The following is a 25,172-nucleotide window of genomic DNA, read 5'->3' as shown; positions in this document are numbered from 1 at the left end:
TATTCAAGTACGAATCATTATCAACTAATAAACAACAATAGTAGGACACTATTCAGTCTCGATTGCACTGCGCGCAGCAATGGAAGGCCAATAGCGAAAACTTTTATATAGATTCTATTAAACAGAAAAGGAGGAAAATTGATGGAAGAGCATTTATTAAACGAGCGGCAACTATTTTCATTAAAACGGAAGACCTTAGAAAAACGCATTGATGCACACTTTCGCACAACAGGAGATATCAAGGAAACTTTAGAAATTCTGCTGGTGCTGCAAGTCCGAGAAGACCTGACAGAAGACGACTTTGCTTTTATGCTGAAGGATCTGGTGCGCCATATTTTCATGACAGCGAAATCCAGCCGTCTATTGCGCAAGTTCTACGTTTTCTTTGAAGATTATTTCGATACTAAAGAAGCGAGAAGCTTGTCATTGAAGCTGTTTTCGATTAAAGACTTTGTCGCAGATAATCTTAAAAAACTAAAATCGTTATTCAGCGAAACACCCTTGGAAGGATTAGTCGGCTCATGAAGCTGATTCTTTAAAAAACCTAAAAGAAAGGAGGAGGCATCATAAAAGAGTCTAAAAAAGTCCGACTGGCGGTCAAATTTGAGAAAAGTAACGGAAAATCCCACCGTTTCAGCATCAGAAGGATCAAGCAGGATGTATCGGCAGAAGAAATCAAGGCTTCACTAGCAAAACTAGCGATCGTTGATCTGTTTGAAAAAGACGGTGTAGGTTCGTTCAAGAAAGCGGCAGGGGCGAAGTTTGTCGAAACCACGGACCAAGTGTTTTACGATAGACGAGATCCGGAATTGGATGATGCGGCGCTTCAAGCAGCAGCCGGAGTAAAAGAGGCAGATGAAGTCCTGCTGCGAGTCCCGGAAGACTTGATCCTTACAGAAGAACGCCCAGAACCTGGAATCGTAGTGCGAAAAATCGAACTGCCAGCAAGGATCGATCCGCGTCAATTGAAGGATGAGGAAATCGCCGAACTGCTGAATGCTTGTCTGCCGGAGAATCCTCAGGTGCTAGACGCATGGCGGGAAGGCAATGTCTTTACCGTGATCGAGCGCATCGAAGAATAATTGACCGTGATTGAGGGAATTATTTTAATTTTCAACAAACCGCCATTATTTAAATGTCTGTCTTATCGAAAATCCAACGTTGGTATAAAGCAGACACTCTCTAATCCGCGGTCAATTAATTCTGAAAAGCTGGAACTATTTTTTAAGCCTGCCAAATCGGCGGGCTATTTGTCGTGCCTGTCTATTTTCAGTCCTGAACAGGCACATTTCTTTTTTCCTATAGCTAAGACTTTCCTTGACGCTTTTTTTCACTTATACTGGAGCTATCGCTGTTGGCTAGATTCTATGGCGTTGTTTTATAAAGTTTTTGATCGTAAGCGTATATTCACGCATCAATTTGGATAAAGGAGCGGCCGAATGGGAGAACGGGCAGACATTTTTTTAAGCACATTTAATCGGATCGAAAAGGAATTGAAGCGTCAGTTAGGCAGTCCTGCTAATATGAGCTTTAGTGAAGCGGTCCGTCGGTTATCGAAACGGCGGGACAACCTGATCGGCGGAAGTGAAAATGATTTGCTGCAGCTGGCGCAGCTGCGAAATGCCATCGTCCATGATCAGGTGGCGGATGATTTTGTGATCGCCGAACCTAATGAATGGGCTGTTGAACGGATCAAACAAATTGAAGAAAATCTATTGCGGCCGGAAAAAGTATTGCCGCGATTCGAGAAAAAAGTGACCGGCTTTGAACGCGATCTGCCGTTAGTCGAGATCATGAAGATCATTACCGAGAAGCGCTATTCACAGTTCCCCCTTTATGATTCGGGAAAATTCATGGGGCTGATTACGCTGCGGACGATCGGGTTTTACTTTGCTCAGGCTAGTTTGAGCGGTTCGGTCAATCTCAAAGGCCGTGTGGCTGAGGATTTATTGCTGGCAAACGGCAAGCGCGTCAATTTCAAGTTTGTTTCAGCCGATACAAAGGTTTCTGAGGTGGAAAAAATGTTCCAAACAGAAGGGGTGTTGGAGGCGATCTTGATTACAAAAGACGGCAATTCCGACGGCAACCTGTTGGGGATCATTCGTCCGCGCGATATTTATACACAAGAAGGGAAGCAATAAGTTGTTAGTCATTTATTTATTAATCAGCGCGGGAATCATCGCGCTGGATCAGTGGTTCAAATGGTGGATCGTCGGCCAATACAATTTTGGCGATAGTCAAACGATCATTCCCAAGGTTTTATCACTGACGCACATTCGCAATACCGGCGGAGCCTTTAGTCTATTTGAAGGCCAGCAGATATTTTTTATCGTGATTACAATCGTAGCAGTCGTTGCGGTGCTTTATTACTTAGTCAAACATTTAAATGAAAGCAAGTGGCTGACGATCGGCTTGAGTTTCTTTTTGGCTGGGGCGATCGGCAACTTCATCGATCGTTTCCGTTTAGGCTATGTGGTGGATATGTTCCGCTTGGATTTCATTAATTTCCCGATTTTTAATATCGCAGACATGGCACTGGTAGCCGGTGTGATCATGATATTTATTTACATTCTATTAGATGAGAGAGAAAAGAAAAATGGATAATCAAATTGAAATTATTATAAAAGATGAAACAGGGCGGATCGATAAGGCCTTGAATGACCGCTTGGCCGATTATTCTCGTTCCCAGATTCAGCAATGGATCAAGGAACAGTGTGTTTCCATCGACGGCAAAGCTGTTAAAGCCAATTATAAGGTCAGCGCCGGCGACAAGATTCTGATCGAGATTCCAGCACCGGAGGAATTAGATCTGGTACCGGAAAATCTGGATTTGGAAATCGTTTATGAGGATGAGGATGTCGTTGTGATAAATAAACCGCAGGGCATGGTCGTTCATCCTTCCGCGGGACATCCCAATGGCACCCTGGTCAATGGCTTGTTGTATCAAATCAAAAATCTTTCTACTATTAATGATGTGGTTCGACCAGGGATCGTGCATCGGATCGACAAGGATACTTCCGGTTTATTAATGGTGGCGAAAAACGATCGGGCTCATGAGTCGTTAGCCAAGCAGTTAAAGGATAAAACTTCTTTGAGAAAATACGTGGCGCTGGTTCATGGCGAGATCCCTCATGAAAAGGGACGGATCGAAGCACCGATCGGCCGTTCAAAGGTCAATCGTAAAATGCAGGCAGTCATCGAAGGCGGAAAGCCGGCAGTGACACACTTTGAAGTGCTGCAGCGTTTTGAAGGCTATACCTTGATCGAATTGCAGCTGGAAACGGGACGTACGCACCAAATCAGAGTCCACATGCAATACATCGGCTATCCAGTCGCAGGCGACCCATTATATGGGCCAAAGAAAACCTTAAAGGGCAACGGCCAATTTCTCCATGCAAAATTATTAGGCTTTGAACATCCGACAACCGGCGAAATGATGGTCTTTGAAGCGCCGCTGCCGGAGATTTTCAAAAAAACTTTGAAGCAGTTAAAAGAAAAAGATTGATTTCTTAAATAAGGAATAGTATAGTGTCTGTAGTAAGAAATAAATAACTGAATATTGATCCTTTAAGAGTAGTCCCGTGAGGCTAAGAAGGAAGTAGATAGTGGTTTGGACTAGGTGCGCCTAGGTGAACACTATCATTTTGACGAAGTCGATAACATTCCTCCTACCTGATTACGGGTAGGAGTTTTTTTATATTCTTACACAAACTAAATGAACAGCGTTAACCATGTCTGGCTTTACAAACTCGCTTTTTTCGGCGATAAGCTGAACGAGTTCGATCAGCCTTTCGATATAAAGAATAAGGAGGAAACAGGATGTATAAAAAAGAGGTTGTAGATGAGGTAACAATGAAGCGTGCGTTGACTCGTATCACCTACGAGATCATCGAACGAAACAAAGGGGTTCAGGATATTGTCTTGATCGGGATCAAAACTCGCGGGATCTTTATCGCACAACGAATCGCAGAACGCCTAAAGCAATTGGAGCACATCGATGTCCCGGTTGGCGAGTTGGATATCACTTTGTACCGTGATGACGTGAAGGTTTCAGAAGCAGAGCCTGAATTGCACTCTTCAGACATTCCTTTTTCGATCGAAGGCAAAGAAGTGATCTTAGTCGACGACGTATTGTTCACCGGCAGAACGATCCGCGCAGCACTGGACGCTGTGATCGACTTGGGACGTCCTAACCGCATCTCATTAGCCGTCTTAGTTGACCGCGGCCATCGCGAATTACCGATCCGCGCAGACTACGTAGGGAAAAACATCCCAACGGCATTAACCGAAGAGATCGTAGTTGAAATGGAAGAAAATGATGGACAAGATCGCATCTTGATCCAAAAAGAAGATTAAATAACTGTTTAGACACTAGAAAGAGGAAGTTTGATGGAAGAGTTTCACAATGATGACGTTGTTTTAGATATTCACGATCGCCCAAGTGCAGGTCACTGGGTCGGCTTAAGTATTCAGCATTTATTCACGATGTTCGGCGCGACGGTCTTAGTACCGATCTTAGTCGGCATCAACCCAAGTATCGCATTAGTCAGCTCAGGATTAGGAACCTTAGTTTACCTGACAGTCACTAAAGGCAAAATCCCCGCTTACCTAGGCAGCAGCTTCGCCTTTATCGCGGCGATGAAATTATTGATGAAAAGTGACGGTTATCCGGCAGTCGCGCAAGGGGCTTTGACCTGCGGCTTGGTTTACCTGATCGTTTCCTTCATTATTAGAAAAATCGGCTCCGGCTGGCTAGATAAAATCTTGCCGCCGATCGTTGTTGGACCAGTCGTAATGGTTATCGGCTTAGGTCTAGCCAGCAATGCAGCGCAAAACGCGATGTACAACAACGGCGTATACAGCTTCAAATATGTAATGGTCGCTTTGATCACCTTAGCCTTGACGATTTTCTTCAATATGTTCTTCACCGGCTTCTTAGGCTTGATCCCGATTCTGTTAGGAATCGTCGGCGGCTATGTCACAGCAATGCTCTTCGGCATCATCGATTATCAACCGATCATCGAAGCAAAATGGTTGGCGATGCCGGCATTCAGCGTGCCATTTGTCAGCTATCAGCCAAAACTGTATGTCAACGCAATCACTACCATGGCACCGATCGCTTTTGTAACAATGACGGAACATATCGGCCACTTGATGGTATTGAATAAATTAACCAAACGAAACTTCTTTGAAGACCCAGGTTTGGATCGCACTCTGATGGGCGACGGACTAGCACAGATCGTCGCAGGCTTGGTCGGCGGACCTCCGGTAACCAGCTACGGCGAAAACATCGGCGTACTTGCGATTACACGGGTTCACAGCGTCTTCGTCATCGGCGGAGCAGCAGTCTTCGCAGTCTTGCTGGGCTTTGTCGGCAAGCTGAGCGCCTTGATCCTAAGTATTCCTGGTCCAGTAATCTCAGGCATCAGCTTTATCCTTTTTGGAGTAATCGCAGCCAGCGGGTTGAAGATTTTGATCGAAAACAAGATCGACTTTGACCGTAAAAAGAATTTACTGATCGCTTCAACGATCTTAGTCATCGGTATCGGCGGCTTGGTATTCGAAGCAGGTACCTTTACCTTATCCGCGATGGCACTAGCAACAGTCTTAGGAATCATCTTGAACCTGATCCTGCCAGAAACGGCACGCAGTGAGAAATAGCTAAGCAAATGTTTTTATCTAGGAATTAAAGGAGGAAATTTCATGATCATCCAGTCTGAGGAAATTAGTCTGAAGCATTTATTGACGGTGGAAGCCTTGACCGATCAAGAGGTGATGGGACTGATTCGCCGTGCGCAGCAATTCAAACAAGGTGCGCGCTGGACACCCCACAAGGACCAATATTTTGTCTCTAATCTTTTCTTTGAAAACAGCACCCGCACCCACAAGAGTTTTGAAGTCGCAGAAAAAAAACTCGGACTAGATGTGATTGACTTTGACGCTAAAACAAGCTCAGTCCAAAAGGGCGAGACCTTATATGACACTGTTCTGACGATGTCGGCTTTAGGTGTGGATGTCGCGGTCATTCGCCACGGGGATGAAAATTACTATGACGAGTTGATCCAAAGCAAGACGATCCAATGCTCGATCGTCAACGGCGGCGACGGCAGTGGACAGCATCCGACACAGTGCTTGCTGGACCTGATGACCATTTATCAAGAGTTCGGCCGCTTTTCGGGCTTGAAGGTCGCCATCGCAGGAGACATTACTCATTCCCGCGTAGCAAAATCCAACATGCAAATGCTGAAACGCCTTGGTGCGGAGGTCTTTTTCTCCGGACCAGAGGAATGGTACGACGACAGCTTTGATGTGTACGGCACCTATCGACCATTAGATGAGCTTGTACCAGAAGTGGATGTCATGATGCTTTTACGCGTACAGCACGAACGTCACGACGGACAGGAAAGCTTTTCAAAGGAAGAATATCACGAGAAATACGGCTTAACGATTGAACGCGGCAAGCAATTAAAAGACCGGGCGATCATCATGCATCCCGCACCAGTCAATCGTGACGTCGAGATCGCTGACAGCCTAGTGGAAAGCCTGCAATCACGGATCGTTCCACAAATGACCAACGGCGTGTTTATTCGGATGGCAATTTTAGAAGCAGTACTTAGAGGAAAATCGTAAAGGGGCAGATAAAATGAAAACATTAATTAAAAATGGCAAGATCGTAACAAAAGACAATCAAACAATCACATGCGACCTTTGGCTGGAAGACGGCATTATCGCAGGCATTGGCAAAGATTTTTCAGACATGACGTTTGATCAAGTGTACGACGCGAAGAATCAACTAGTCACACCAGGTTTAGTTGATGTTCATGTTCATTTACGAGAACCAGGCTTTACTTATAAAGAAACCATCAAGGACGGCTCAAAAGCGGCAGCTCGCGGCGGCTACACAACAGTCTGTGCGATGCCTAATTTAGACCCAGTTCCTGACACCGTGGAAAAATTCAACGACGTCAAAGCGATTATTGAAAAAGACGCAGTAGTGAAGGTACATCAATACGCACCCATCACCGAAGAGCTGCGCAGCGAAACCCTAACCGATCAAAAAGGCTTGAAAGCCGCTGGAGCCTTCGCCTTCACCAACGACGGAGTAGGCGTGCAGACAGCTGGCACAATGTACTTGGCAATGAAGGAAGCTGCTGAAAATGATATGGCACTAGTCGCTCATACCGAAGATGAATCCTTATTATTCGGCGGCGTGATGCACAAAGGCGAGATCAGCGAAAAACTGGATCTGCCCGGCATTTTAAGCGCGACCGAATCCTCACAAATCGCCAGAGACTTGATCTTGGCAGAAGAAACCGGCGTTCATTACCATGTCTGCCACGTATCCACCAAAGAGAGTGTGCGGGTGATCCGCGATGCTAAGAAGGCTGGCGTACATGTCACAGCCGAAGTATCTCCCCATCACTTGATCCTGATCGATGAAAATATCCCAGAAGATCATGGCTACTGGAAGATGAACCCGCCATTACGCGGCATAGCCGATCGCGAAGCACTGATCGAAGGCCTGCTTGACGGCACGATCGACTGTATCGCAACGGACCATGCACCACATGGCTTCGAGGAGAAGAACCAAAGCTTCTTGAAATCACCATTCGGGATCGTCGGCAGCGAGACAGCCTTCCAATTAATTTATACCCACTTTGTTGAAACAGGACTCTTTACATTAGAACAAGTGATCGATTGGATGGCAGTCAAACCAGCGGAAATCTTCGGATTAGCAGTTGGCACTTTAAACATCGGTCAGCCCGCTGATATCGCGGTATTTGATCTCAGTCACGAAGAAAAAATCGATGACAAAAAATTTGCATCACTAGGAGTGAACACGCCGTTTACTGGCTGGCCAGTCAAGGGTGCGACACTGATGACCTTCGTGGATGGTCAGTTGGTATACAACAAGGAGGACTAAGACGTTGAAAAGACTTTTAATTTTAGAAGATGGCACAGTATTTGAAGGTGAAGGATTCGGCGCTGAGGCGAACGTTGTCGGCGAAGTCGTCTTCACTACAAGTATGACAGGATATCAAGAGACAATCACCGACCAAAGTTTCAATGGACAGATCATTACCTTCACTTATCCAATGGTAGGAAACTACGGAGTGAACCGGGATGACTATGAATCGATCGCACCGACTTGTAAAGGCGTGATCGTCAAAGAGCATGCGCGATTAGCCAGCAACTGGCGGAACCAAATGACACTCGATGAATTTTTAAAACGCAAAGGGATTCCGGGAATCGCCGGGATCGATACCCGAGCACTAACGAAGAAATTGCGCAGCGTTGGAACAATGAAAGGCAGTATCGTTGATCCGGCCGATCAATTGGAGCACTCGTTTGATCAACTAAAAGCAACAGTCTTGCCAACGAACCAAGTCGCACAAGTTTCGACCGTTACCCCTTATCCAAGCCCTGGCGTCGGCCGCAATGTAGTGGTCATCGACTTTGGCTTGAAGCACAGTATTTTACGAGAATTATCTCGCCGCGAATGTAATTTGACGGTGATGCCTTATAATACGGACGCCCAAACGATCCTAGACCTTTGTCCAGACGGCGTGATGCTGACTAATGGACCGGGAGATCCCAAAGACGTCCCAGAAGCAATCGAAATGATCAAACAAATCCAAGGAAAAGTGCCGATCTTCGGTATCTGTCTAGGCCATCAGCTGTTCTCATTAGCCAATGGCGCAGATACCTATAAGATGAAATTCGGCCACCGCGGATTGAACCATCCGGTTAGAGAGATCGCCACTGGACGGATCGACTTCACTTCTCAGAATCATGGGTTTGCGGTAGATGAAACAACCATCGACCCAGAAAAACTGATGGTGACTCACGTAGAAGTCAACGACGGCACGATCGAAGGCGTGCGTCATCGGAATTACCCAGCCTTCAGCGTTCAGTATCACCCAGACGCTGCACCGGGCCCGCATGACGGAGTTCATTTGTTTGATGAGTTTATGGAAATGATGGATGCATGGAAGGAGCAAGCATAAATGCCAAAACGTACAGATATTAAAAAGATCATGGTGATCGGTTCTGGACCAATCGTGATCGGACAAGCCGCGGAATTTGATTACGCCGGCACACAAGCTTGCTTAGCGTTAAAAGAAGAAGGTTATGAGGTTGTCTTGGTGAATTCCAATCCGGCAACCATCATGACCGACCGAGAAATCGCGGATACCGTTTATATCGAACCAATTACCTTGGAATTTGTTTCCCGCATCCTGCGCAAGGAATTGCCCGATGCGATCCTGCCGACATTAGGCGGACAAACCGGCTTGAACATGGCGATGGAATTAGCCGACTCAGGTATTTTAGATGAATTAAAGATCGAGCTTTTAGGAACGAAACTATCAGCGATCGACCAAGCGGAAGACCGCGACCTATTTAAAAAATTAATGGAAGAATTAGACCAGCCGATCCCTGAATCAGAGATCGTCAACACAGTAGAAGAAGCAGTCGCGTTTGCCAACACGATCGGCTATCCCATTATCGTGCGCCCAGCCTTTACTCTAGGCGGAACCGGCGGCGGAATGTGTGACAACGAAGAAGAACTGCGGACAGTCGCTGAAAACGGCCTGAAGCTTTCACCAGCTACTCAATGTTTGATTGAAAAATCAATCGCCGGCTTTAAAGAAATCGAATACGAAGTAATGCGGGATTCTGCGGACAACGCAATCGTAGTTTGTAACATGGAAAACTTCGACCCAGTTGGTGTCCACACGGGAGATTCGATCGTATTCGCTCCAAGCCAAACCTTATCTGACTACGAATACCAAATGCTGCGGGACGCGTCTCTATCGATCATCCGCGCATTGAAAATCGAAGGCGGCTGTAACGTGCAGTTAGCACTTGATCCACACAGCTTCAACTACTACGTGATCGAAGTGAATCCACGGGTTTCTCGTTCATCAGCCTTAGCAAGTAAAGCGACTGGTTATCCAATCGCGAAGCTTGCGGCAAAAATCGCCGTTGGACTTACCTTAGATGAAATGAAAAATCCGGTAACAGAAACGACTTATGCCGAATTCGAACCAGCTTTGGACTATGTCGTTGCGAAGATTCCACGCTGGCCTTTCGACAAATTCGAAAGCGGCGAACGGGTATTAGGAACACAGATGAAAGCCACCGGCGAAGTCATGGCGATCGGCCGCAACATCGAAGAATCCCTGTTAAAAGCCGTTCGTTCATTAGAGATCGGGACTTACCACGCGGAATTACCAGAATTAAGCGAAGTCACTGACGACGAGCTAACAGAAAAAATGGTCAAGGCACAGGATGATCGTTTGTTCTACTTAACAGAAGCGATCCGCCGCGGCTATTCGATCCAAGAGATCAACGAGCTGACCAAAGTCGATCTTTTCTTCTTAGATAAGCTGCTTCACATCGTTGAACTGGAAACCGAATTAGCACAAAACAAAAAGGACGTCGATTTACTGAAAAAAGCCAAGCAAAACGGCTTTGCGGACGTGAAGATCGCCCAGCTTTGGGGCATGACCGCTAACGAAGTGCGAGAATTCCGTACCGCAGAAAAAATCGTTCCTGTCTATAAAATGGTCGATACCTGCGCGGCAGAATTCGAATCTCAAACGCCGTACTTCTACAGTACCTATGAATTTGAAAACGAAAGTATCCGCTCAGACAAGGAATCAGTCCTCGTCTTAGGTTCTGGTCCGATCCGGATTGGGCAAGGGGTGGAATTCGATTACGCGACGGTTCACTCGGTAAAAGCGATCCAAGCGGCCGGCTATGAAGCGATCATCATGAACAGCAATCCCGAGACCGTCTCAACCGACTTCTCAGTCTCAGACAAGCTGTACTTCGAACCATTAACACTAGAAGATGTCATGAATGTCGTGGAATTAGAGCAGCCAATCGGCGTGATCGTTCAATTCGGCGGTCAAACAGCCATCAACTTAGCGGAACCGTTAGTAAACAGCGGCGTGAAAATCTTAGGAACCACCATCGAAGATTTAGACCGTGCGGAAGACCGCGACCAATTCGAACAAGTGCTGCAAAGCTTATCGATCCCGCAACCGCCAGGGGATACAGCGACAAGTGCGAAAGAAGCCGTAGTAATCGCTGAAAGAATCGGCTATCCAGTCTTGGTTCGTCCAAGCTACGTTCTAGGCGGCCGGGCGATGGAAATCGTCGAAAACCAATCAGACTTGGAAGACTATATGGCTCATGCGGTAAAAGCTTCACCAGAACATCCAGTCTTAGTCGATCGCTACTTGATCGGAAAAGAATGTGAAGTTGACGCGATTTGTGATGGCGAAACGGTTCTGATTCCGGGAATCATGGAGCATATCGAACGGGCAGGGGTTCACTCCGGCGACTCGATGGCTGTTTATCCGCCTCAAACCTTCTCAGACGAGTTAAAGGCGACGATCGAAGATTACACACGCCGTCTTGCATTAGGCATGAACTGTATCGGTATGATGAACATTCAGTTCGTCATCCACAACGATGAAGTCTTCGTGATCGAAGTCAATCCGCGGGCCAGCCGAACAGTACCATTTTTAAGCAAGATCACAAATATCCCGATGGCGCAGATCGCAACTAAGGCGATTCTAGGACAAAGCTTGAAGGAATTAGGTTATGAAGATGGCTTGTATCCAGAAAGCGACATGGTCCATGTGAAAGCACCCGTCTTCAGCTTCACGAAGCTGCAAAAGGTCGACACCTACTTAGGCCCTGAAATGAAATCAACCGGCGAAGTTATGGGAACCGATCGCAATTTAGCCAAAGCACTTTACAAAGCTTTCGCCGCATCTGGTTTGCATCTGCCTGATTTCGGAGCAGTCCTATTCACAGTCGCAGACGAGAACAAAGACGAAGCCTTAGACTTAGCCAAACGCTTCAAGGATGTCGGTTACAGCCTGATCGCTACAGCGGGAACTGCCAAATTCTTAGAAGAAAATGGCTTGAACGCTAAAACAGTCGCAAAAATCTCAGAAGCAGATGACAACAACGTGATTGATTTGATCCGCACCGGAAAAGCTCAGGTCGTGATCAATACAATGGACAAGAACCGCCAAAACTCTTCAGAAGACGGCTTTATCATTCGCCGCGAGGCAGTCGAGCATGGCGTACCATTGTTCACCTCACTAGATACAGCGGATGCTATTTTACGAGTAATGGAATCACGCGCATTTTCAATCCAAGAAATTTAATTACCGCAGAGTGGAGCATGCTTCACTCTGCCGATTTATAGGGAGGCCGTTATGAAGCAGGAAATGATGACGATCGTTCGTCAACAAGAGTTAGCACCGCGAATCTACGAGCTGGTTTTAGCAGGAGAATTAGTCCAAGAAATGACAATGCCGGGACAGTTCTTGCATATTCGTGTGCCAAGAAGTGATTTATTATTGCGTCGCCCGATCAGTATCAATCAATACGATCCAGCAGAAGGAACCTGTACGATCATCTATCGCGTCGAAGGAGACGGAACACGATATTTTGCTGACATGTCCGCAGGCGACAAGCTGGATGTCATGGGTCCATTAGGCCACGGATTTGAGATCGATGAGCTGAAGGCCGGAGATACAGCATTTATCGTTGGCGGAGGCATCGGCGTACCGCCTTTGTATCAGCTTTCCAAAGAATTAAAGGCAAAAGGAGTCAATGTGACCCATTTCCTCGGTTTTGGAACACAGGAAGTTGTTTATTATGCCGATGAATTTCAAGCCTTAGGCGAGACACGTTTTTCAACGGATGACGGAACCTTCGGGCTGCAGGGAAATGTCGGCAATCTATTACTAGCAGAAGAAAATCAACCTAACGCAGTTTTTGCCTGCGGAAATAACGGTCTGTTAAAAACAGTGGAACAATTATATGAGGAAGTAGACAACGTACAGCTTTCGCTGGAATCTCGCATGGCCTGCGGGATGGGTGCTTGCTACGCTTGTGTCTGCCATGTACCTGAGGATGAAAACAAAAGTGTCAAAGTATGTGAAGACGGTCCCGTTTTCCAAGCAGGGGAGGTCATCTTTTAATGAGTATCGCAGTCAAATTACCAGGTCTAGACTTGAAAAATCCGATCATGCCGGCCAGCGGCTGCTTCGGCTTCGGGAAAGAATATGCTGATTATTATGATTTGAACCAATTAGGCGCCATCATGATCAAGGCGACAACACCAAAAGAACGCTTCGGCAACGCCACACCGCGAGTAGCGGAGACACCAAGCGGCATGCTGAATGCGATCGGGCTGCAAAATCCCGGCATGGAAGTCGTGCTGCAGGATATTCTGCCAAGCTTGGAAAAATACCAAGAGCTGCCGATTATCGCAAACGTTGCAGGAGCCTGCGAAGAAGACTATGTCGAAGTTTGTGCCAAAATCGGCGATGCACCGAACGTCAAAGCGATCGAATTGAATATTTCTTGTCCAAACGTTAAACATGGCGGGATCGCCTTTGGAACGGACCCAGAAGTGGCTTATCGTTTAACCAAGTCCGTCAAAGAAGTCGCAAACGTGCCGGTCTATGTCAAACTAAGCCCCAACGTGACAGACATCGTACCAATCGCTAAAGCCATCGAAAAGGGCGGAGCAGACGGCTTCACCATGATCAATACTTTGCTAGGCATGCGCATCGACTTGAAGACACGTCAGCCGATCTTAGCCAATCGCACAGGCGGATTATCAGGTCCGGCGATCAAACCAGTGGCGATTCGCTTGATCAACCAAGTCGCCGCAGTCAGCGAACTGCCGATCATCGGCATGGGCGGCGTCCAAACAGTCGACGATGTCTTAGAAATGTTTATGGCGGGTGCCAGTGCGGTAGCGGTGGGAACTGCGAACTTCACTGACCCATATATTTGTCCAAAATTAATTGAAGAACTGCCGATCCGCATGGCGGAACTAGGCATTGAATCACTGGAACAGCTGCGCCAAGAAGTTAGGGGGACGTTCTAATGGAAAATCGACCAATCGTCGCTTTTGATTTCGCTTCAAAACAGGAAATCGAAAAATTTCTAACGCATTTTCCCAACGAGGAAAAGCTCTTCGTCAAGATCGGCATGGAACTTTTTTACCAAGAAGGACCTGCGATCGTCGATTTTCTCCGCACACAAGGACATGATATTTTCCTTGATCTGAAGCTGCATGACATTCCCAATACCGTCCAAAAAGCGATGCGGGGCATTGCCAAAATGGGCGTCAAAATTACGAACGTCCACGCAGCCGGCGGAGTGGAAATGATGCAGGCAGCCAAACAAGGCCTGATTGAAGGAACAACTGAAAATCAAGCCATCCCTGAATTGATCGCGGTGACGCAACTGACTTCCACCAGTGAAGAACAAATGCACGCAGACCAGCTGATCAACGTCAGTCTGGAAGAAAGCGTCCTGCATTACGCACAATGTGCAGAAAAAGCCGGCTTAGAAGGCGTGGTCTGTTCAGCCCATGAAGTAGAAAAGATCCACGAAGCAACCAGCGCAGACTTCATCTGCCTAACACCAGGCATCCGTCCGCAAGGTGCCAGTGTCGGTGACCAAAAACGCGTGATGACACCAGCGAAGGCTCGCGCGATCGGATCAAATTATATCGTGGTCGGACGTCCAATCACACAAGCAGATGATCCTTACCAAAGCTACTTACAAATCAAAAAAGAATGGAACGGTGAAGCATAAATGATCGCAGAACAAATCGCCAAAGATTTATTATCAATCGAAGCAGTTTCTTTAAGTCCCGATGCACCTTTTACTTGGGCCAGCGGACTAAAATCGCCTATCTACTGTGACAACCGTGTAACGATGAGCTATCCAGAAGTTCGCCGTGCGATCGCGCAAGGCTTAGCAGCTAAGATCAAAGAAGAATTCCCCAATGTTGAAGTGATTGCGGGAACAGCCACAGCAGGTATCCCGCACGCAGCTTGGGTCGCTGAAATCTTAGACTTGCCGATGGTCTACATCCGCAGCAAGCCGAAAGATCATGGTCAAGGAAATCAAATCGAAGGCCGCATCAAAGAAGGCCAAAAAATGGTCGTGATCGAAGACTTGATCTCAACCGGCGGCAGTGTATTAGAAGCAGCCGCAGCAGCTAAAAAAGAAGGCGCCGACGTCTTAGGTGTCGCAGCGATCTTCACATACGAATTAGCCAAAGGCAAGAATAATTTTGCAGAGGCGAATATGCCACTAGCGACCTTAACCAATTATTCAACCCTGATCGAGAGTGCCTTAAAAGAAAACTACATCAACCAAGAACAGCTTGAGCTTTTAAAAAAATGGCGCAAAGACCCAGAAAACTGGTTGAACTAATTAAAAAGCATAAAGAAAACGTTGAATCATTTCCATCTGATTCAGCGTTTTTTTGCTGCTTACAAGGCACCGTAAGTATATTAGGAGCTGAAAAAGCGGATTAATGGTATATTATTTTCAGTGGTTTTTACAGAAACAACAGAATAAGAGAAATAAGAGGATACCATTATGTATGAAAAATTTCTAAACAACACCCGCTTGCGCAGGTTTACGGTCTTAGGACTAGTCATTTTTGTTTTATTTTTAGTCAGGGATTTTATGACACCGATGCTGCTGACTTTCATCTTCACATTGATCTCGGTCAAAATCGTCAAGTTCATTCAGCGTTATATTAAGGCGCCGACTTTTTTACTGGCGACAATCCTGTATTTGATCGAGCTGTGTTTGCTGTATCTTTTGATCGCGAAATATTCGACGATTTTGATCGATCAAGTCATCTCGACCTACAATTCCATCGTCCATTTTTATCAGCATAAGGATTTTGATTCCGATATCGTTACAGATTTCATTTCTAATTATTTCAAGAATCATAACTGGCAGGATAAAGTAGAGAGCGGCGCCGGAATTATCTTAGAGCAGCTGCAAAATGTCGGCCGTCTAGCGATTTCCTTCATCATGTCGTTTATCCTGAGCTTTTTCTTTATGATAGAAAAGGAGAAGACGGTCTTATTTTCACGCAACTTTTTAAGCAGCGAATACGCTTGGTTTTTCCAAGATTTGTATTATTTCGCCAAAGTTTTCGTTGAAACTTTCGGAGTGGTCGTAGAGGTGCAATTATTGATTGCGATCGTAAATACAGTCATCACGACGATTGGGCTGGGCTTGATCGGCTTCACCCAATTACCGACGCTGGCGATCATGATCTTCTTCCTGAGCTTGATTCCGGTGGCGGGCGTGATTTTCTCTTGCATCCCGCTAACATTGATTGCTTATTCGACAGGAGGACTGCAGACGGTCATTTACGTTCTGGTCCTGATCATTGTTGTGCATTGCGTCGAAGCGTATATCTTGAATCCGAAATTCATGTCGAGCCGAACGAAATTACCGATCTTCTATACCTTCGTGATTTTGTTATTTAGCGAAAAATTCTTAGGAGTCTGGGGACTGATCGTAGGTATCCCGATTTTCAACTTTTTCCTAGAAATTTTAGGTGTGAAAATTGCGACGAAGAAAACAAAAAACAAAAAAACGGAGCAGCCAAGCTAGGCTGTTCCGTTTTTTCTTAATTGTTCAATGACAGATTCCTCTGGTGTGACGAATAGCGTCTTTTGATTTTCATAGATCACAAAGCCTGGTTTAGCGCCGTTAGGTTTGTGAACATGCTTGACCGCTACATAATCCACCGGTACCTGTGCCGACTGGCGGAATTTCGAGAAGTAGGCCGCTAGTTCTGCTGCTTCCAATAATGTTTCCTCACTAGGATCAGCACTTTTCACGATTACATGGGAGCCGGGGATATTTTTCGCGTGCAGCCAAATATCTGTTTTACGTGCTTGCTTCAAGGTCAATTGATCGTTCTGCAAGTTATTTTTACCAACTAAAATCTCTGTACCGTCGCTGGCAACAAAGCGCTCTGGTTTGGAAGGCGCATGATTTCGATTCTTCTTGCTGCGCTTTTTCTTCAAGTAACCGCTAGCCACCAATTCTTCCTTGATGACCTCGATATCCATCGGTCCGGCAATTTCTAATTGAGCGAGAACCGATTCAAGATAGGCGATCTCATCTTTTGCTTCGGCGATTTGATCATAAATCAATTTGACCGCATTCTTCAGCTTCTGATACCGTTGGAAATATTTCTGGGCATTTTGATTCGGCGTCAAAGCCGGATTCAGCTTGATCGTAATCGGCGCATTGTCCTCATAATAGTTCTCCAACTCGACGCTTTCAACACCGCGAGGGACCTGTGCCATGAAGGTCGTCAGCAGTTCACCGTCGCGACGAAATTCCTCGGCATTTTCAGAATCCAGCAGCGTTTTTTCCCGCTTGGCAAGCTTTGTTTGATTCCGCTTGATCTCATTATCAACCTTGCGGATCAAATCATTCCCCAGCTGCTTGACCCGATCCTTTTCGGCTTTTTCACCATAAAAGGCATCCAGCAAATCACCCAAAGTTTGATAACTTTCGGTATTTTCAAAAGTCTCGAAGGCCAGCGGTGCAAAGAACTCTTTGTTATTTTTGACACCTAACGTTGGGGTAATATCACCTTGAACACTGGTCCAAAATGTCTCCCAAACCGCCATTTTCTCATTTGGTCTTTCCGAAAAACGGAAGGCCAGTTCCTCAGCAGTATCACGTCCCAGACCTTGGAAGTTCTGCTGCAAATAACGTCCATCTAATGTTTCCGCGGTAGAAAGAATCGTGAAGACCTGTTCCTTCGATGCATGGAAGGGATTCATTTGTTCTTGCTTCGGTGGCTCGATATATTCGCTGCCAGGCAGGATCGAACGATAGGTATTCTGAGAATGACCAATGTGTTTGATTGCATCCAATATTTTGCCGTTTTGTTTATTTAATAAGACGATCGTTGAATGCCGTCCCATTAATTCCACGATCAGAACGATATTTTGCAAATCGCCTAATTCATCACGTTTGCTGAAGGTGAAGTGAACCACGCGGTCGTTTTCGACCTGATGAATATCTTCTAATATTGCACCTTCTAAATGCTTCCGCAGCATCATCACGAAATTCGGCGGGTTATCAGGATTTGTATAGGCAATCTCAGTCAGCTGAATCCGTGCATAGCTAGGGTGCGCCGAAAGCAGCAGACGCCGATTCTTTCCTCGGGCACGAATGACCAGTACGACTTCATTTTCATAAGGCTGGTGAATCTTGGATATTCTTCCGGAAACGAGCTGATCTTTCAATTCTCGTACCATTGCATGGGTAAAAACTCCATCAAAGGACATTTTTTATCCCTCATTTCTTTTCATAATAGGTCTATTATAAACAAAAAAGCTCCAATGACCAAATAAGTCATTGGAGAGTTATCATTTGCTTAAACGCTGATCGATTCCTTGTAGCTGTGCAGCTCATCAAGAAGCTGGAGCAGCAGCTGTTCCGCTTCATTTGGCAAACGATCATAGCCGCCTTGATAAGTTTTACGTGATTGGACAAAAGCCAGTCTCGTTTCAAGCCGCGTCATCAAGTGGATCAAGTAATGATGACTGTTGAAATCTGGTTCATGCTTTTTGACTGGCAGATAGCTGATCTTCTTAAGCGGACCAAATGGCTTGAATTTCGCTGATCCATCGACGATCTTTTCGATACTGCCTAGGGTTTCATCCGGTGTAACTTTGCGTCCCTTGAAATCACCGGTATTTAAAATAAAGCAGGCGGTTTTTTGTTTTTGGAACAGGTCTTTGAAATCTTGATAATCCTCCTGCAGCGGATAGCAGCGGAAAGGATTCGCAAACGGCTCGATCACTAGCTGATCGGATACTTCGCCAACCACATTTTCAGCCGTTGAACGTTTCGTTGCCAAAGTCGCGCCGAAAACAGCCGCAAGGGAAGGGTCCTCAATCTTGATCACCGGCGGCAGACTATCATCCTTCATGATCCAAAACAGACCGTCAACCTTTTCAGCAATATGGTCGACCCGATTTGGCGTAGCATAGCGGCTCTTGATGCTGCGGCCGTTACCATTGCGAATATCTTCAGTAACCAAGACTTTTTTGTTTTCCTCATCCAGCGTCACACCGACATTCTGGGCGGTAACGATATACTTGATCTCGTCGCTGGACATAGGGTAGTCCTGTGTTTTGTCAAAATAAGCAGGCTCTAACGCAGTGGTCGAACCTTTTTCCTTTGAAATGACAAAAGCATCATCATGCAGAACATGAACTTCACCTTTATTTTTCGGCTTCGCCAAGGTGATGGTGGATTTCCCTGAACCAGATAAGCCAAAGGCCGCCATCGTGAATTTTTTGTCCTCCAGCAAGTATTGCTTCATTCCGCCATGACAAGCAATAAAGCCGTTGCGGTGAGCGGTCGCCCAAGCCAAGGTCAAGGTCGCTTTTTTCAATTCGCCAAAATAGCGCAGACCTAAAATACCTGCACAATTATGGAGCGGATCAATCACGACCACACCATCAGGGAAATCAGGATGCTCCCAATCCGGATCAGCAAAAATAAAGATATCGCCAGTATGGATCTCGTCTGATTCCTGATAGAACAGGTGCTTCGCGTCACCAATTTGAAAGTTTAATAAGTAGGAATAGAGGTTAGGACTATAATCTGCTGGTATCATTAAATGAGATTTGACAGTAAATTCTTCATCTAATCCCACGATCACTTCGCCAGAGTAAAACTTTTTCGAACGTGCATTGAAGACTGCTTCTCGCAGCAGCTCACTATAAAAAGCGCTGTCGATTCCTTGCTGACCAATAATGCGCCGCGCCGCTGCTGTACGCCCAACGATTTTCCCATCATTAGTCACTAGGACCTTGGCATCGGTAGGCAGCTGCAATCTGCTAGTATAGGCAACATCAAGATCAGTAGTGATCGTTCCTGGGCTCGCTTTTGCCAACGCATAGGCATCTGTAAGATGACGAATACGCGTGACGTTGTTCCCATAAAACGCTGTTTCGATCACGCTGCGAATACTAGAGAAAAGTCGATTACTTTTTGTAATCTCATTACGTGAAAAATGTTCAATACTGCTCATCATAAAACCTCCTCAAAATAAGTTGTCATCATTATAATATCATTAAAATAAAACGCTAACAATCCAATATAGAACACGTAATTTTTTCTGCCTACGCAAAAAAACTGAAATTTGATCTAGGTGGTAGCGGTTTTAAGATAAAAATAATATAATGATAAGTGAGGAGGGATTATTATGGAAAGACATTTAGCCAGAGCTAAAGAAAAATTGCTTATTTTTTGGCGAAAATTCATAATTATTGTTTCGGAAAATGAGCGCCGTTCCTTAATGATCGCCGCCAGTCTCGTTATCTTTGCGCTTCTTTTTTCTGCTTCTGCCGTTTTTGCTCAGAAGACGATTCGCCAAGATCAATTAGACGAATTAGTTTTTGATTCCCTAAAATCAGATCACTTAATCCCTTTGGAGTACCAAACTGTCGATCAGAAAATCAAGGATACCAAGGCGATTTCGATCATGTTCAGCCAACCAAGCGGAACTTCCTTTGAAAATGTCATGACGATTCTTGACGATCCGAACCAGCAAACGATGCTGAATCGCAAATTTTATTATTATCCAATCGTCTATGACAGTGAGACGATCGCTAAAAACTATCAGCTTGATCCTCGCCAAGTGACATTTATTTTCTTCCATAATGGCAAAGAAAAAAATCGCTTTGTCGTGGAAAGCTTGAAGGATCTAAACAATGAATTTATCCCAGAACTGAATCGCTTGCCGATGTGGGACCTTAAAAATTAAAATGAGAATTCGAATAAAATAAATGAGCTTTTTTTAATAAAAAGAGTTGACAGTCGATTTTTTTTCCGCTAAACTAACCTCAATATAAGAAATGAAGGAGTGACATTCATGAAAAACGCAAACTTATCTAATCAACAATTGAATAGCTGGCAAAACTGGCGTAGATAAGTTGTATTTATGAATTCACTCATAGATACAACATTTAGGCAACTTCTAAATTTTGTATCTATGCTGGATATTTTTTCACGCTTATTCCCGCATAGAGACGATCTATGCGGTTTTTGTTTTTTCTAAGACAACTACCGTTGAATTTTTGGGTAGTTGTCTTTTTTTGCCAGTTTTTCTAATCGTGCTAGCTGTCACCAAGTTAGCTACTATCAAACAAAAAACCAAAAAACAAAAATCGGGGGAATCAATCATGAAAAATAAAGGAATTATCGGATCAATCATCGCATTAGCAGTCGTATTAATCGGAGTTTTTGCTTATCAAATGGGTTCGCGTCAAACGAACGCAACAGAAAATAAAGAAGAAATCAAAACAGTCGGCATCCTGCAATTCATCAGCCATCCATCGTTAGATCAAATCAAAGACGGTGTGATCGAAGGGTTGAAACAAGAAGGGTACGAAGATGGGAAAAACATCAAGATCGAATTTTTAAACGGTCAAGGCGACCAAAGTAAACTAAACAGCATGAGTCAGCAATTATTAGAAAAGAAATCAGATGTGTTAGTCGGAATTGCCACTCCGGCAGCAAAAGCATTAGCTAACGCAACAAGCGACAAGCCAATCATTATGGGCGCTATCAGTGATCCAATCGGAGCTGGATTAGTCAAAGACTTGAAAAATCCCGGCGGCAACGTAACAGGTGTAAACAATCTAACACCAGTCGATCAGCAATTAGATATGGCGAAGGAACTGTTTCCAGATGCAAAAACAGTCGGCATGATCTATTCATCTTCGGAAGAAAATTCTAAGTCGCAGATCGAACGTGCAGAAAAACGTGCGACTAAAGACGGCTTGACGGTGAAGAAATACGCGATCAGCTCTAGTAATGACATCGCTCAGATCACTCAGCAGGCTTGCCAAGAAACTGACTACTTATATATTCCGCAAGACAACACAATCGCCAGCGCGTTCCAAACCTTGATCAATGAATCTGATAAGGCGAAAAAACCAGTCTTCGTTTCCGTTGATAATATGGCAAAAGAAGGCGGCATCGCCACCGTTGGACAAAATCAATTTGACTTAGGCGTTGAAACTGGGAAAATGGCAGCCAACGTTTTAAGCGGCAAATCAAAACCAGCCGACACACCAGTAAACGTCATCGATTATGGTGATATGATCATCAATGAAGACAAAGCCAAAGAATTAGGCATCACGATTCCAGAAAAAATCAAAGAAAAAGCAGAAGTAGTTAAAGGGGAGTAGACAGATGGTAATTTCAGCGATTGGACAAGGATTTTTATGGGGGGTTTTAGGATTAGGTATTTTTATGACCTATCGGATCTTAAATTTTCCTGATATGACAACAGAGGGTTCATTTCCATTAGGCGGCGCGGTCTGCGTGACTGCGATCACCAATGGTGTATCTCCTATATTGGCGACATTTCTTGGTATCGTCGCAGGTATGTGTGCTGGTTTTGTTACCGGCATGCTCTATACCAAAGGAAAAATCCCAGTCATCTTAGCTGGAATTCTAGTGATGTCGGGATTGAATTCGGTGATGCTGTTCATTATGCAAACACCAAACCTTTCTTTATTGAAGCAGCCGAAAATCCAAGATTTCTTTACAAATTTAAATTTGCCGGATCATTTCGATATCGTACTGTTAGGCTTGATCGCTATCGTGATCATTGTCGCTCTTTTGCTATTTTTCTTTTTCACTGACTTTGGGCAGGCTTATATTGCGACTGGCGACAATGAAAACATGGCGCGTTCGATCGGTATCAATACGGATCGCATGAAGGTGATCGGTCTGACCTTATCCAATGGCGTGATCGCATTATCTGGCGCCTTGATCGCACAAAATGACGGCTATGCTGATATCGGAAAAGGTGTCGGCGTGATCGTTATCGGACTAGCTTCAATTATTATCGGCGAAGTTTTATATGGTGAAGTAACATTTGTTGAACGATTGATTGCGATCGTATTAGGCAGTATTATTTATCAATTATTGATCTTAATCATCATTAAAGCCGGACTAGATACTACTTATTTGAAGATTTTCTCATCGATCATTTTGGCATTGTGTCTGATGATCCCGCGTTTAAAGGAAGCATTGAATCTGAAAACAGGACTGGAAAAGGAGGAGTGATCGCATGAATGCATTAGAGGTAAAAAACGCCAGCAAAACCATTAGTAATGGTGTGAATGATAAACGCAGAATTTTAAATAATGTTGATTTGACGATCGCCCCAGGTGAATTCGTCACCGTACTTGGCGGTAATGGGGCTGGAAAAAGTACCCTTTTCAATAGTATTTCCGGCAGTCTGCAGTTAGACAGCGGTACTGTTTCGGTAATGGGCAAGGATTTGACTAAACTATCTGAAGAACAACGAGCAAGTTCTATCTCTCGAGTCTTCCAAGATCCGAAAATGGGCACCGCACCGCGATTGACAGTCGCCGAGAATTTAGGTCTAGCTGAAAAGCGCGGGCAAAAACGACGACTACGCCAGCGCCAACTGAATCATAAGAAAGAATTGTATCGCGACCTTTGCAAATTGGTCGGCAACGGGCTGGAAAACCACCTCGATACACCAACAGGATTTCTTTCCGGCGGACAGCGGCAGGCTTTGAGTTTGCTGATGGCGACGATCACAAAACCCGATTTACTATTATTAGATGAACACACAGCTGCACTCGATCCAAAAACAGCGAAGCAATTGATGCTGCTGACAGATCAAAGGATCAAAGAAGAAAATCTGACTTGTTTAATGGTCACCCATAAAATGGAAGATGCTCTGCATTACGGCGATCGCGTGATCGTAATGGAAAAAGGGGAGATCATTAGAGATATCCGTGGAGAAGAGAAGGAACGTATGACATTAGCGGATTTATTCTTGCTTTTTGAAGAAAACGAGAGTGTAGCTGAAGTAATGTAAATAATTTTTTTTACAGAAAATAAAAGTAATGGGTTGACTTCTTGGAAAAACAAATCTATACTAAGTTCAATCTTAAATCAGTTTGGAGCGATTTTTATGAATACGAATATAAATAAGAGTACGCACACACAACTGAATAATTATTACTTTAGCTATTTTAGATAAGTTTGTATTCATGATTCATGGATGCAAACGAGACAAGTTTGTATCTATGATGGCTAAGGATTTTAAGTTTGACTTAATGCCACATAGATGAAAATCTATAGTGGCTTTTTCTTTTGGTATCTTTTTGGGAGACTAGGCTCATTGTAGATTTTCTACAGTGGGCCTAGTCTTTTTTTAAACTTAAGAAACGTATAAGTTTAAAAAGCTTAAAAAGCGTCAGCACCAGAGCTTTTGGGTGTCTAGCTACGTGAACTAGCTTTTGAGCAATAAGACTAAAAGCTGAGCGAGTTCACGAAGCCTTTCTTAAAATCGCTGATTAAAGGTTAACTAACTATAAGAAGGAGTGAGGAAAGATGAAAGAAGAAATTTCAGGAAGAACGCGGTTAGCCGGGTTATATGCATTGCCAGCAAGGCACAGCTTTTCACCCATGATGCACACGACAGCGTTCCAAGCAACGGGGGTTGATGCAGTCTATTTAAGCTTTGATGTTCAGCCTGAACGACTTGGCGCAAGCATACAAGCGATTCGCGATCTTGAAATGTTGGGAGTCAATTTATCGATGCCTCACAAGATGGAAGCTGTCAAATATGTCGATGAACTCAGCCAAGCAGCCCGCTTGATCGGAGCAATCAATACCATCGTGAATCAGGATGGTAAATTAATCGGACATATCACAGACGGAATCGGCTGTATGGAAAGCCTGAAACAAAACGGGATAGAAATCATCGGTAAGAGAATGACGATTCTTGGAGCTGGTGGCGCCGCAACTGCAATTATTACACAAGCTGCGATCGACGGAGTGGAAGCCATCGATGTATTCAACATCAAAGATGACTTCTATCAAAAGATCGAACCGAAGCTGGACATGATCGCTAATGAAACCAATTGTCACATTCAATTACATGATTTAGCAGATGAAAAGCAATTGAGCGATTCACTGGCTGCCAGCAGTTTATTGATCAATGCCACAAATATTGGAATGGCACCTGATACAGATCAAATGCCATTACCAGATGTATCCTTATTAAGAAAAGATTTACCGGTTTTCGATGTGATCTATCATCCAGCCGAAACCAAATTATTAAAAGCCGCGAAAGCAACTGGAGCAACAGCAGTCAACGGCTTAGGCATGCTGCTGTATCAAGGAGCCGCCGCTTTCAAATTATGGACAGGCAAGGAAATGCCGGTCGAACAAATCCAACCGTTATTGGAAGAAACAATCAAAAAATAAAA

23 protein-coding genes and 1 pseudogene are annotated in these 25,172 nt (G+C 44.8%); 22 read left to right on the top strand and 2 right to left on the bottom strand.

The window, feature by feature from the left end:
- Positions 1–141: 141 nt before the first annotated feature.
- The 17 genes and pseudogenes from FFR60_RS09170 to FFR60_RS09100 all read left to right on the top strand — a co-directional run bounded on the left by FFR60_RS09170 (position 142) and on the right by FFR60_RS09100 (position 16,479).
- On the top strand, positions 142–525 hold the full coding sequence (locus tag FFR60_RS09170; protein ID WP_137663910.1) for a hypothetical protein: 384 nt from the start codon (positions 142–144) through the stop codon (positions 523–525).
- Positions 526–563: 38 nt separating this feature from the next.
- Positions 564–776: pseudogene (locus FFR60_RS23085) on the top strand (DUF2922 domain-containing protein); the annotation flags it as partial.
- A 33-nt stretch (positions 777–809) separates the two neighbouring features.
- Positions 810–1,082 carry a hypothetical protein gene (locus FFR60_RS22940; protein WP_249354977.1) on the top strand — a complete coding sequence of 91 codons (273 nt, stop codon included), beginning with the start codon at positions 810–812 and terminating at the stop codon, positions 1,080–1,082.
- Between the two features lie 357 nt (positions 1,083–1,439).
- Positions 1,440–2,141, top strand: coding sequence for a CBS domain-containing protein (locus FFR60_RS09160; RefSeq protein WP_137663908.1), 702 nt, complete (start codon positions 1,440–1,442; stop codon positions 2,139–2,141).
- A 1-nt stretch (position 2,142) separates the two neighbouring features.
- Positions 2,143–2,604 (top strand): signal peptidase II, encoded by a 462-nt coding sequence (gene lspA, locus FFR60_RS09155; RefSeq protein ID WP_137663907.1) that lies wholly within the window; start codon positions 2,143–2,145, stop codon positions 2,602–2,604.
- The gene (locus tag FFR60_RS09150; RefSeq protein ID WP_137663906.1) at positions 2,597–3,505 is read left to right on the top strand and encodes an RluA family pseudouridine synthase; all 909 of its coding nucleotides are present in this window, start codon (positions 2,597–2,599) and stop codon (positions 3,503–3,505) included. Before lspA ends, FFR60_RS09150 begins: the two co-directional genes overlap by 8 nt.
- Positions 3,506–3,819: 314 nt before the next feature.
- Positions 3,820–4,356, top strand: coding sequence for a bifunctional pyr operon transcriptional regulator/uracil phosphoribosyltransferase PyrR (gene pyrR / locus FFR60_RS09145; RefSeq protein ID WP_088932563.1), 537 nt, complete (start codon positions 3,820–3,822; stop codon positions 4,354–4,356).
- A gap of 33 nt (positions 4,357–4,389) precedes the next feature.
- Positions 4,390–5,661 carry a solute carrier family 23 protein gene (locus tag FFR60_RS09140; RefSeq protein ID WP_088932564.1) on the top strand — a complete coding sequence of 424 codons (1,272 nt, stop codon included), beginning with the start codon at positions 4,390–4,392 and terminating at the stop codon, positions 5,659–5,661.
- A 42-nt stretch (positions 5,662–5,703) separates the two neighbouring features.
- The gene (locus FFR60_RS09135; protein ID WP_137663905.1) at positions 5,704–6,630 is read left to right on the top strand and encodes an aspartate carbamoyltransferase catalytic subunit; all 927 of its coding nucleotides are present in this window, start codon (positions 5,704–5,706) and stop codon (positions 6,628–6,630) included.
- Positions 6,631–6,643: 13 nt separating this feature from the next.
- Positions 6,644–7,924 (top strand): dihydroorotase, encoded by a 1,281-nt coding sequence (gene pyrC, locus FFR60_RS09130; protein ID WP_137663904.1) that lies wholly within the window; start codon positions 6,644–6,646, stop codon positions 7,922–7,924.
- A gap of 4 nt (positions 7,925–7,928) precedes the next feature.
- Complete coding sequence (locus FFR60_RS09125; RefSeq protein WP_088932567.1) at positions 7,929–9,008, top strand: carbamoyl phosphate synthase small subunit; 1,080 nt, start codon at positions 7,929–7,931, stop codon at positions 9,006–9,008.
- On the top strand, positions 9,009–12,191 hold the full coding sequence (gene carB, locus FFR60_RS09120; protein WP_137663903.1) for a carbamoyl-phosphate synthase large subunit: 3,183 nt from the start codon (positions 9,009–9,011) through the stop codon (positions 12,189–12,191).
- A 51-nt stretch (positions 12,192–12,242) separates the two neighbouring features.
- Positions 12,243–13,013: a dihydroorotate dehydrogenase electron transfer subunit gene (locus FFR60_RS09115; protein ID WP_137663902.1), complete on the top strand. Its 771-nt coding sequence runs from the start codon at positions 12,243–12,245 to the stop codon at positions 13,011–13,013.
- Positions 13,013–13,930, top strand: coding sequence for a dihydroorotate dehydrogenase (locus tag FFR60_RS09110; RefSeq protein ID WP_137663901.1), 918 nt, complete (start codon positions 13,013–13,015; stop codon positions 13,928–13,930). The genes FFR60_RS09115 and FFR60_RS09110 overlap by 1 nt, the downstream gene beginning before the upstream one ends.
- Positions 13,930–14,646 carry an orotidine-5'-phosphate decarboxylase gene (gene pyrF, locus FFR60_RS22935; protein WP_249354976.1) on the top strand — a complete coding sequence of 239 codons (717 nt, stop codon included), beginning with the start codon at positions 13,930–13,932 and terminating at the stop codon, positions 14,644–14,646. The genes FFR60_RS09110 and pyrF overlap by 1 nt, the downstream gene beginning before the upstream one ends.
- Complete coding sequence (gene pyrE, locus FFR60_RS22930; RefSeq protein WP_249354975.1) at positions 14,647–15,273, top strand: orotate phosphoribosyltransferase; 627 nt, start codon at positions 14,647–14,649, stop codon at positions 15,271–15,273. It abuts the gene before it with no gap.
- A gap of 168 nt (positions 15,274–15,441) precedes the next feature.
- A complete protein-coding gene (locus FFR60_RS09100; RefSeq protein ID WP_137663900.1) occupies positions 15,442–16,479 on the top strand; it encodes an AI-2E family transporter in 1,038 nt (345 codons plus the stop codon).
- Here FFR60_RS09100 and efbA read toward each other — a convergent pair.
- Positions 16,476–18,179, bottom strand: a complete 1,704-nt coding sequence (efbA, locus tag FFR60_RS09095; RefSeq protein ID WP_137663899.1) for a fibronectin-binding protein EfbA — start codon at positions 18,177–18,179, stop codon at positions 16,476–16,478. The genes FFR60_RS09100 and efbA overlap by 4 nt on opposite strands.
- Before the next feature lie 89 nt (positions 18,180–18,268).
- Positions 18,269–19,936, bottom strand: a complete 1,668-nt coding sequence (locus tag FFR60_RS09090) for a phosphoenolpyruvate carboxykinase (ATP) (RefSeq protein WP_088932575.1) — start codon at positions 19,934–19,936, stop codon at positions 18,269–18,271.
- A gap of 174 nt (positions 19,937–20,110) precedes the next feature.
- Here FFR60_RS09090 and FFR60_RS09085 point away from each other — a divergent pair, with 174 nt between their 5' ends.
- From FFR60_RS09085 to aroE, 5 genes are all read left to right on the top strand, one after another.
- Entirely contained in the window at positions 20,111–20,671 is a 561-nt protein-coding gene (locus FFR60_RS09085; RefSeq protein WP_088932576.1) for a hypothetical protein, read from the top strand.
- 418 nt (positions 20,672–21,089) lie between these two features.
- Positions 21,090–22,100: a tryptophan ABC transporter substrate-binding protein gene (gene trpX / locus FFR60_RS09080; protein WP_088934635.1), complete on the top strand. Its 1,011-nt coding sequence runs from the start codon at positions 21,090–21,092 to the stop codon at positions 22,098–22,100.
- A 4-nt stretch (positions 22,101–22,104) separates the two neighbouring features.
- The gene (locus tag FFR60_RS09075; RefSeq protein ID WP_137663898.1) at positions 22,105–22,986 is read left to right on the top strand and encodes an ABC transporter permease; all 882 of its coding nucleotides are present in this window, start codon (positions 22,105–22,107) and stop codon (positions 22,984–22,986) included.
- 4 nt (positions 22,987–22,990) lie between these two features.
- Positions 22,991–23,773, top strand: coding sequence for an ABC transporter ATP-binding protein (locus FFR60_RS09070; RefSeq protein ID WP_137663897.1), 783 nt, complete (start codon positions 22,991–22,993; stop codon positions 23,771–23,773).
- Between the two features lie 518 nt (positions 23,774–24,291).
- Positions 24,292–25,170, top strand: coding sequence for a shikimate dehydrogenase (gene aroE, locus FFR60_RS09065; RefSeq protein WP_137663896.1), 879 nt, complete (start codon positions 24,292–24,294; stop codon positions 25,168–25,170).
- Positions 25,171–25,172 lie beyond the last annotated feature (2 nt).

The organism is Enterococcus hulanensis, assembly GCF_005405485.1.
In the GTDB taxonomy this organism is placed as follows: Bacteria; Bacillota; Bacilli; order Lactobacillales; family Enterococcaceae; genus Enterococcus_A; species Enterococcus_A hulanensis.
Note: the sequence above shows the minus strand (reverse complement) of the source record. Positions and strands in the feature narration are given on the sequence as shown.

Bases quoted from the DNA above. Each gene is read 5' to 3' on its own strand.
- FFR60_RS09115 (WP_137663902.1), top strand. From the start codon at position 12,243: ATGAAGCAGGAAATGATGACGATCGTTCGTCAACAAGAGTTAGCACCG.
- aroE (WP_137663896.1), top strand. From the start codon at position 24,292: ATGAAAGAAGAAATTTCAGGAAGAACGCGGTTAGCCGGGTTATATGCA.
- FFR60_RS09135 (WP_137663905.1), top strand. From the start codon at position 5,704: ATGATCATCCAGTCTGAGGAAATTAGTCTGAAGCATTTATTGACGGTG.
- FFR60_RS09100 (WP_137663900.1), top strand. From the start codon at position 15,442: ATGTATGAAAAATTTCTAAACAACACCCGCTTGCGCAGGTTTACGGTC.
- FFR60_RS09070 (WP_137663897.1), top strand. From the start codon at position 22,991: ATGAATGCATTAGAGGTAAAAAACGCCAGCAAAACCATTAGTAATGGT.
- FFR60_RS09075 (WP_137663898.1), top strand. From the start codon at position 22,105: ATGGTAATTTCAGCGATTGGACAAGGATTTTTATGGGGGGTTTTAGGA.
- pyrE (WP_249354975.1), top strand. From the start codon at position 14,647: ATGATCGCAGAACAAATCGCCAAAGATTTATTATCAATCGAAGCAGTT.
- carB (WP_137663903.1), top strand. From the start codon at position 9,009: ATGCCAAAACGTACAGATATTAAAAAGATCATGGTGATCGGTTCTGGA.
- pyrF (WP_249354976.1), top strand. From the start codon at position 13,930: ATGGAAAATCGACCAATCGTCGCTTTTGATTTCGCTTCAAAACAGGAA.
- trpX (WP_088934635.1), top strand. From the start codon at position 21,090: ATGAAAAATAAAGGAATTATCGGATCAATCATCGCATTAGCAGTCGTA.
- FFR60_RS09110 (WP_137663901.1), top strand. From the start codon at position 13,013: ATGAGTATCGCAGTCAAATTACCAGGTCTAGACTTGAAAAATCCGATC.
- FFR60_RS09160 (WP_137663908.1), top strand. From the start codon at position 1,440: ATGGGAGAACGGGCAGACATTTTTTTAAGCACATTTAATCGGATCGAA.
- FFR60_RS09150 (WP_137663906.1), top strand. From the start codon at position 2,597: ATGGATAATCAAATTGAAATTATTATAAAAGATGAAACAGGGCGGATC.
- pyrR (WP_088932563.1), top strand. From the start codon at position 3,820: ATGTATAAAAAAGAGGTTGTAGATGAGGTAACAATGAAGCGTGCGTTG.
- FFR60_RS09170 (WP_137663910.1), top strand. From the start codon at position 142: ATGGAAGAGCATTTATTAAACGAGCGGCAACTATTTTCATTAAAACGG.
- pyrC (WP_137663904.1), top strand. From the start codon at position 6,644: ATGAAAACATTAATTAAAAATGGCAAGATCGTAACAAAAGACAATCAA.
- FFR60_RS09090 (WP_088932575.1), bottom strand. From the start codon at position 19,936: ATGAGCAGTATTGAACATTTTTCACGTAATGAGATTACAAAAAGTAAT.
- FFR60_RS09085 (WP_088932576.1), top strand. From the start codon at position 20,111: ATGGAAAGACATTTAGCCAGAGCTAAAGAAAAATTGCTTATTTTTTGG.
- FFR60_RS09140 (WP_088932564.1), top strand. From the start codon at position 4,390: ATGGAAGAGTTTCACAATGATGACGTTGTTTTAGATATTCACGATCGC.
- efbA (WP_137663899.1), bottom strand. From the start codon at position 18,179: ATGTCCTTTGATGGAGTTTTTACCCATGCAATGGTACGAGAATTGAAA.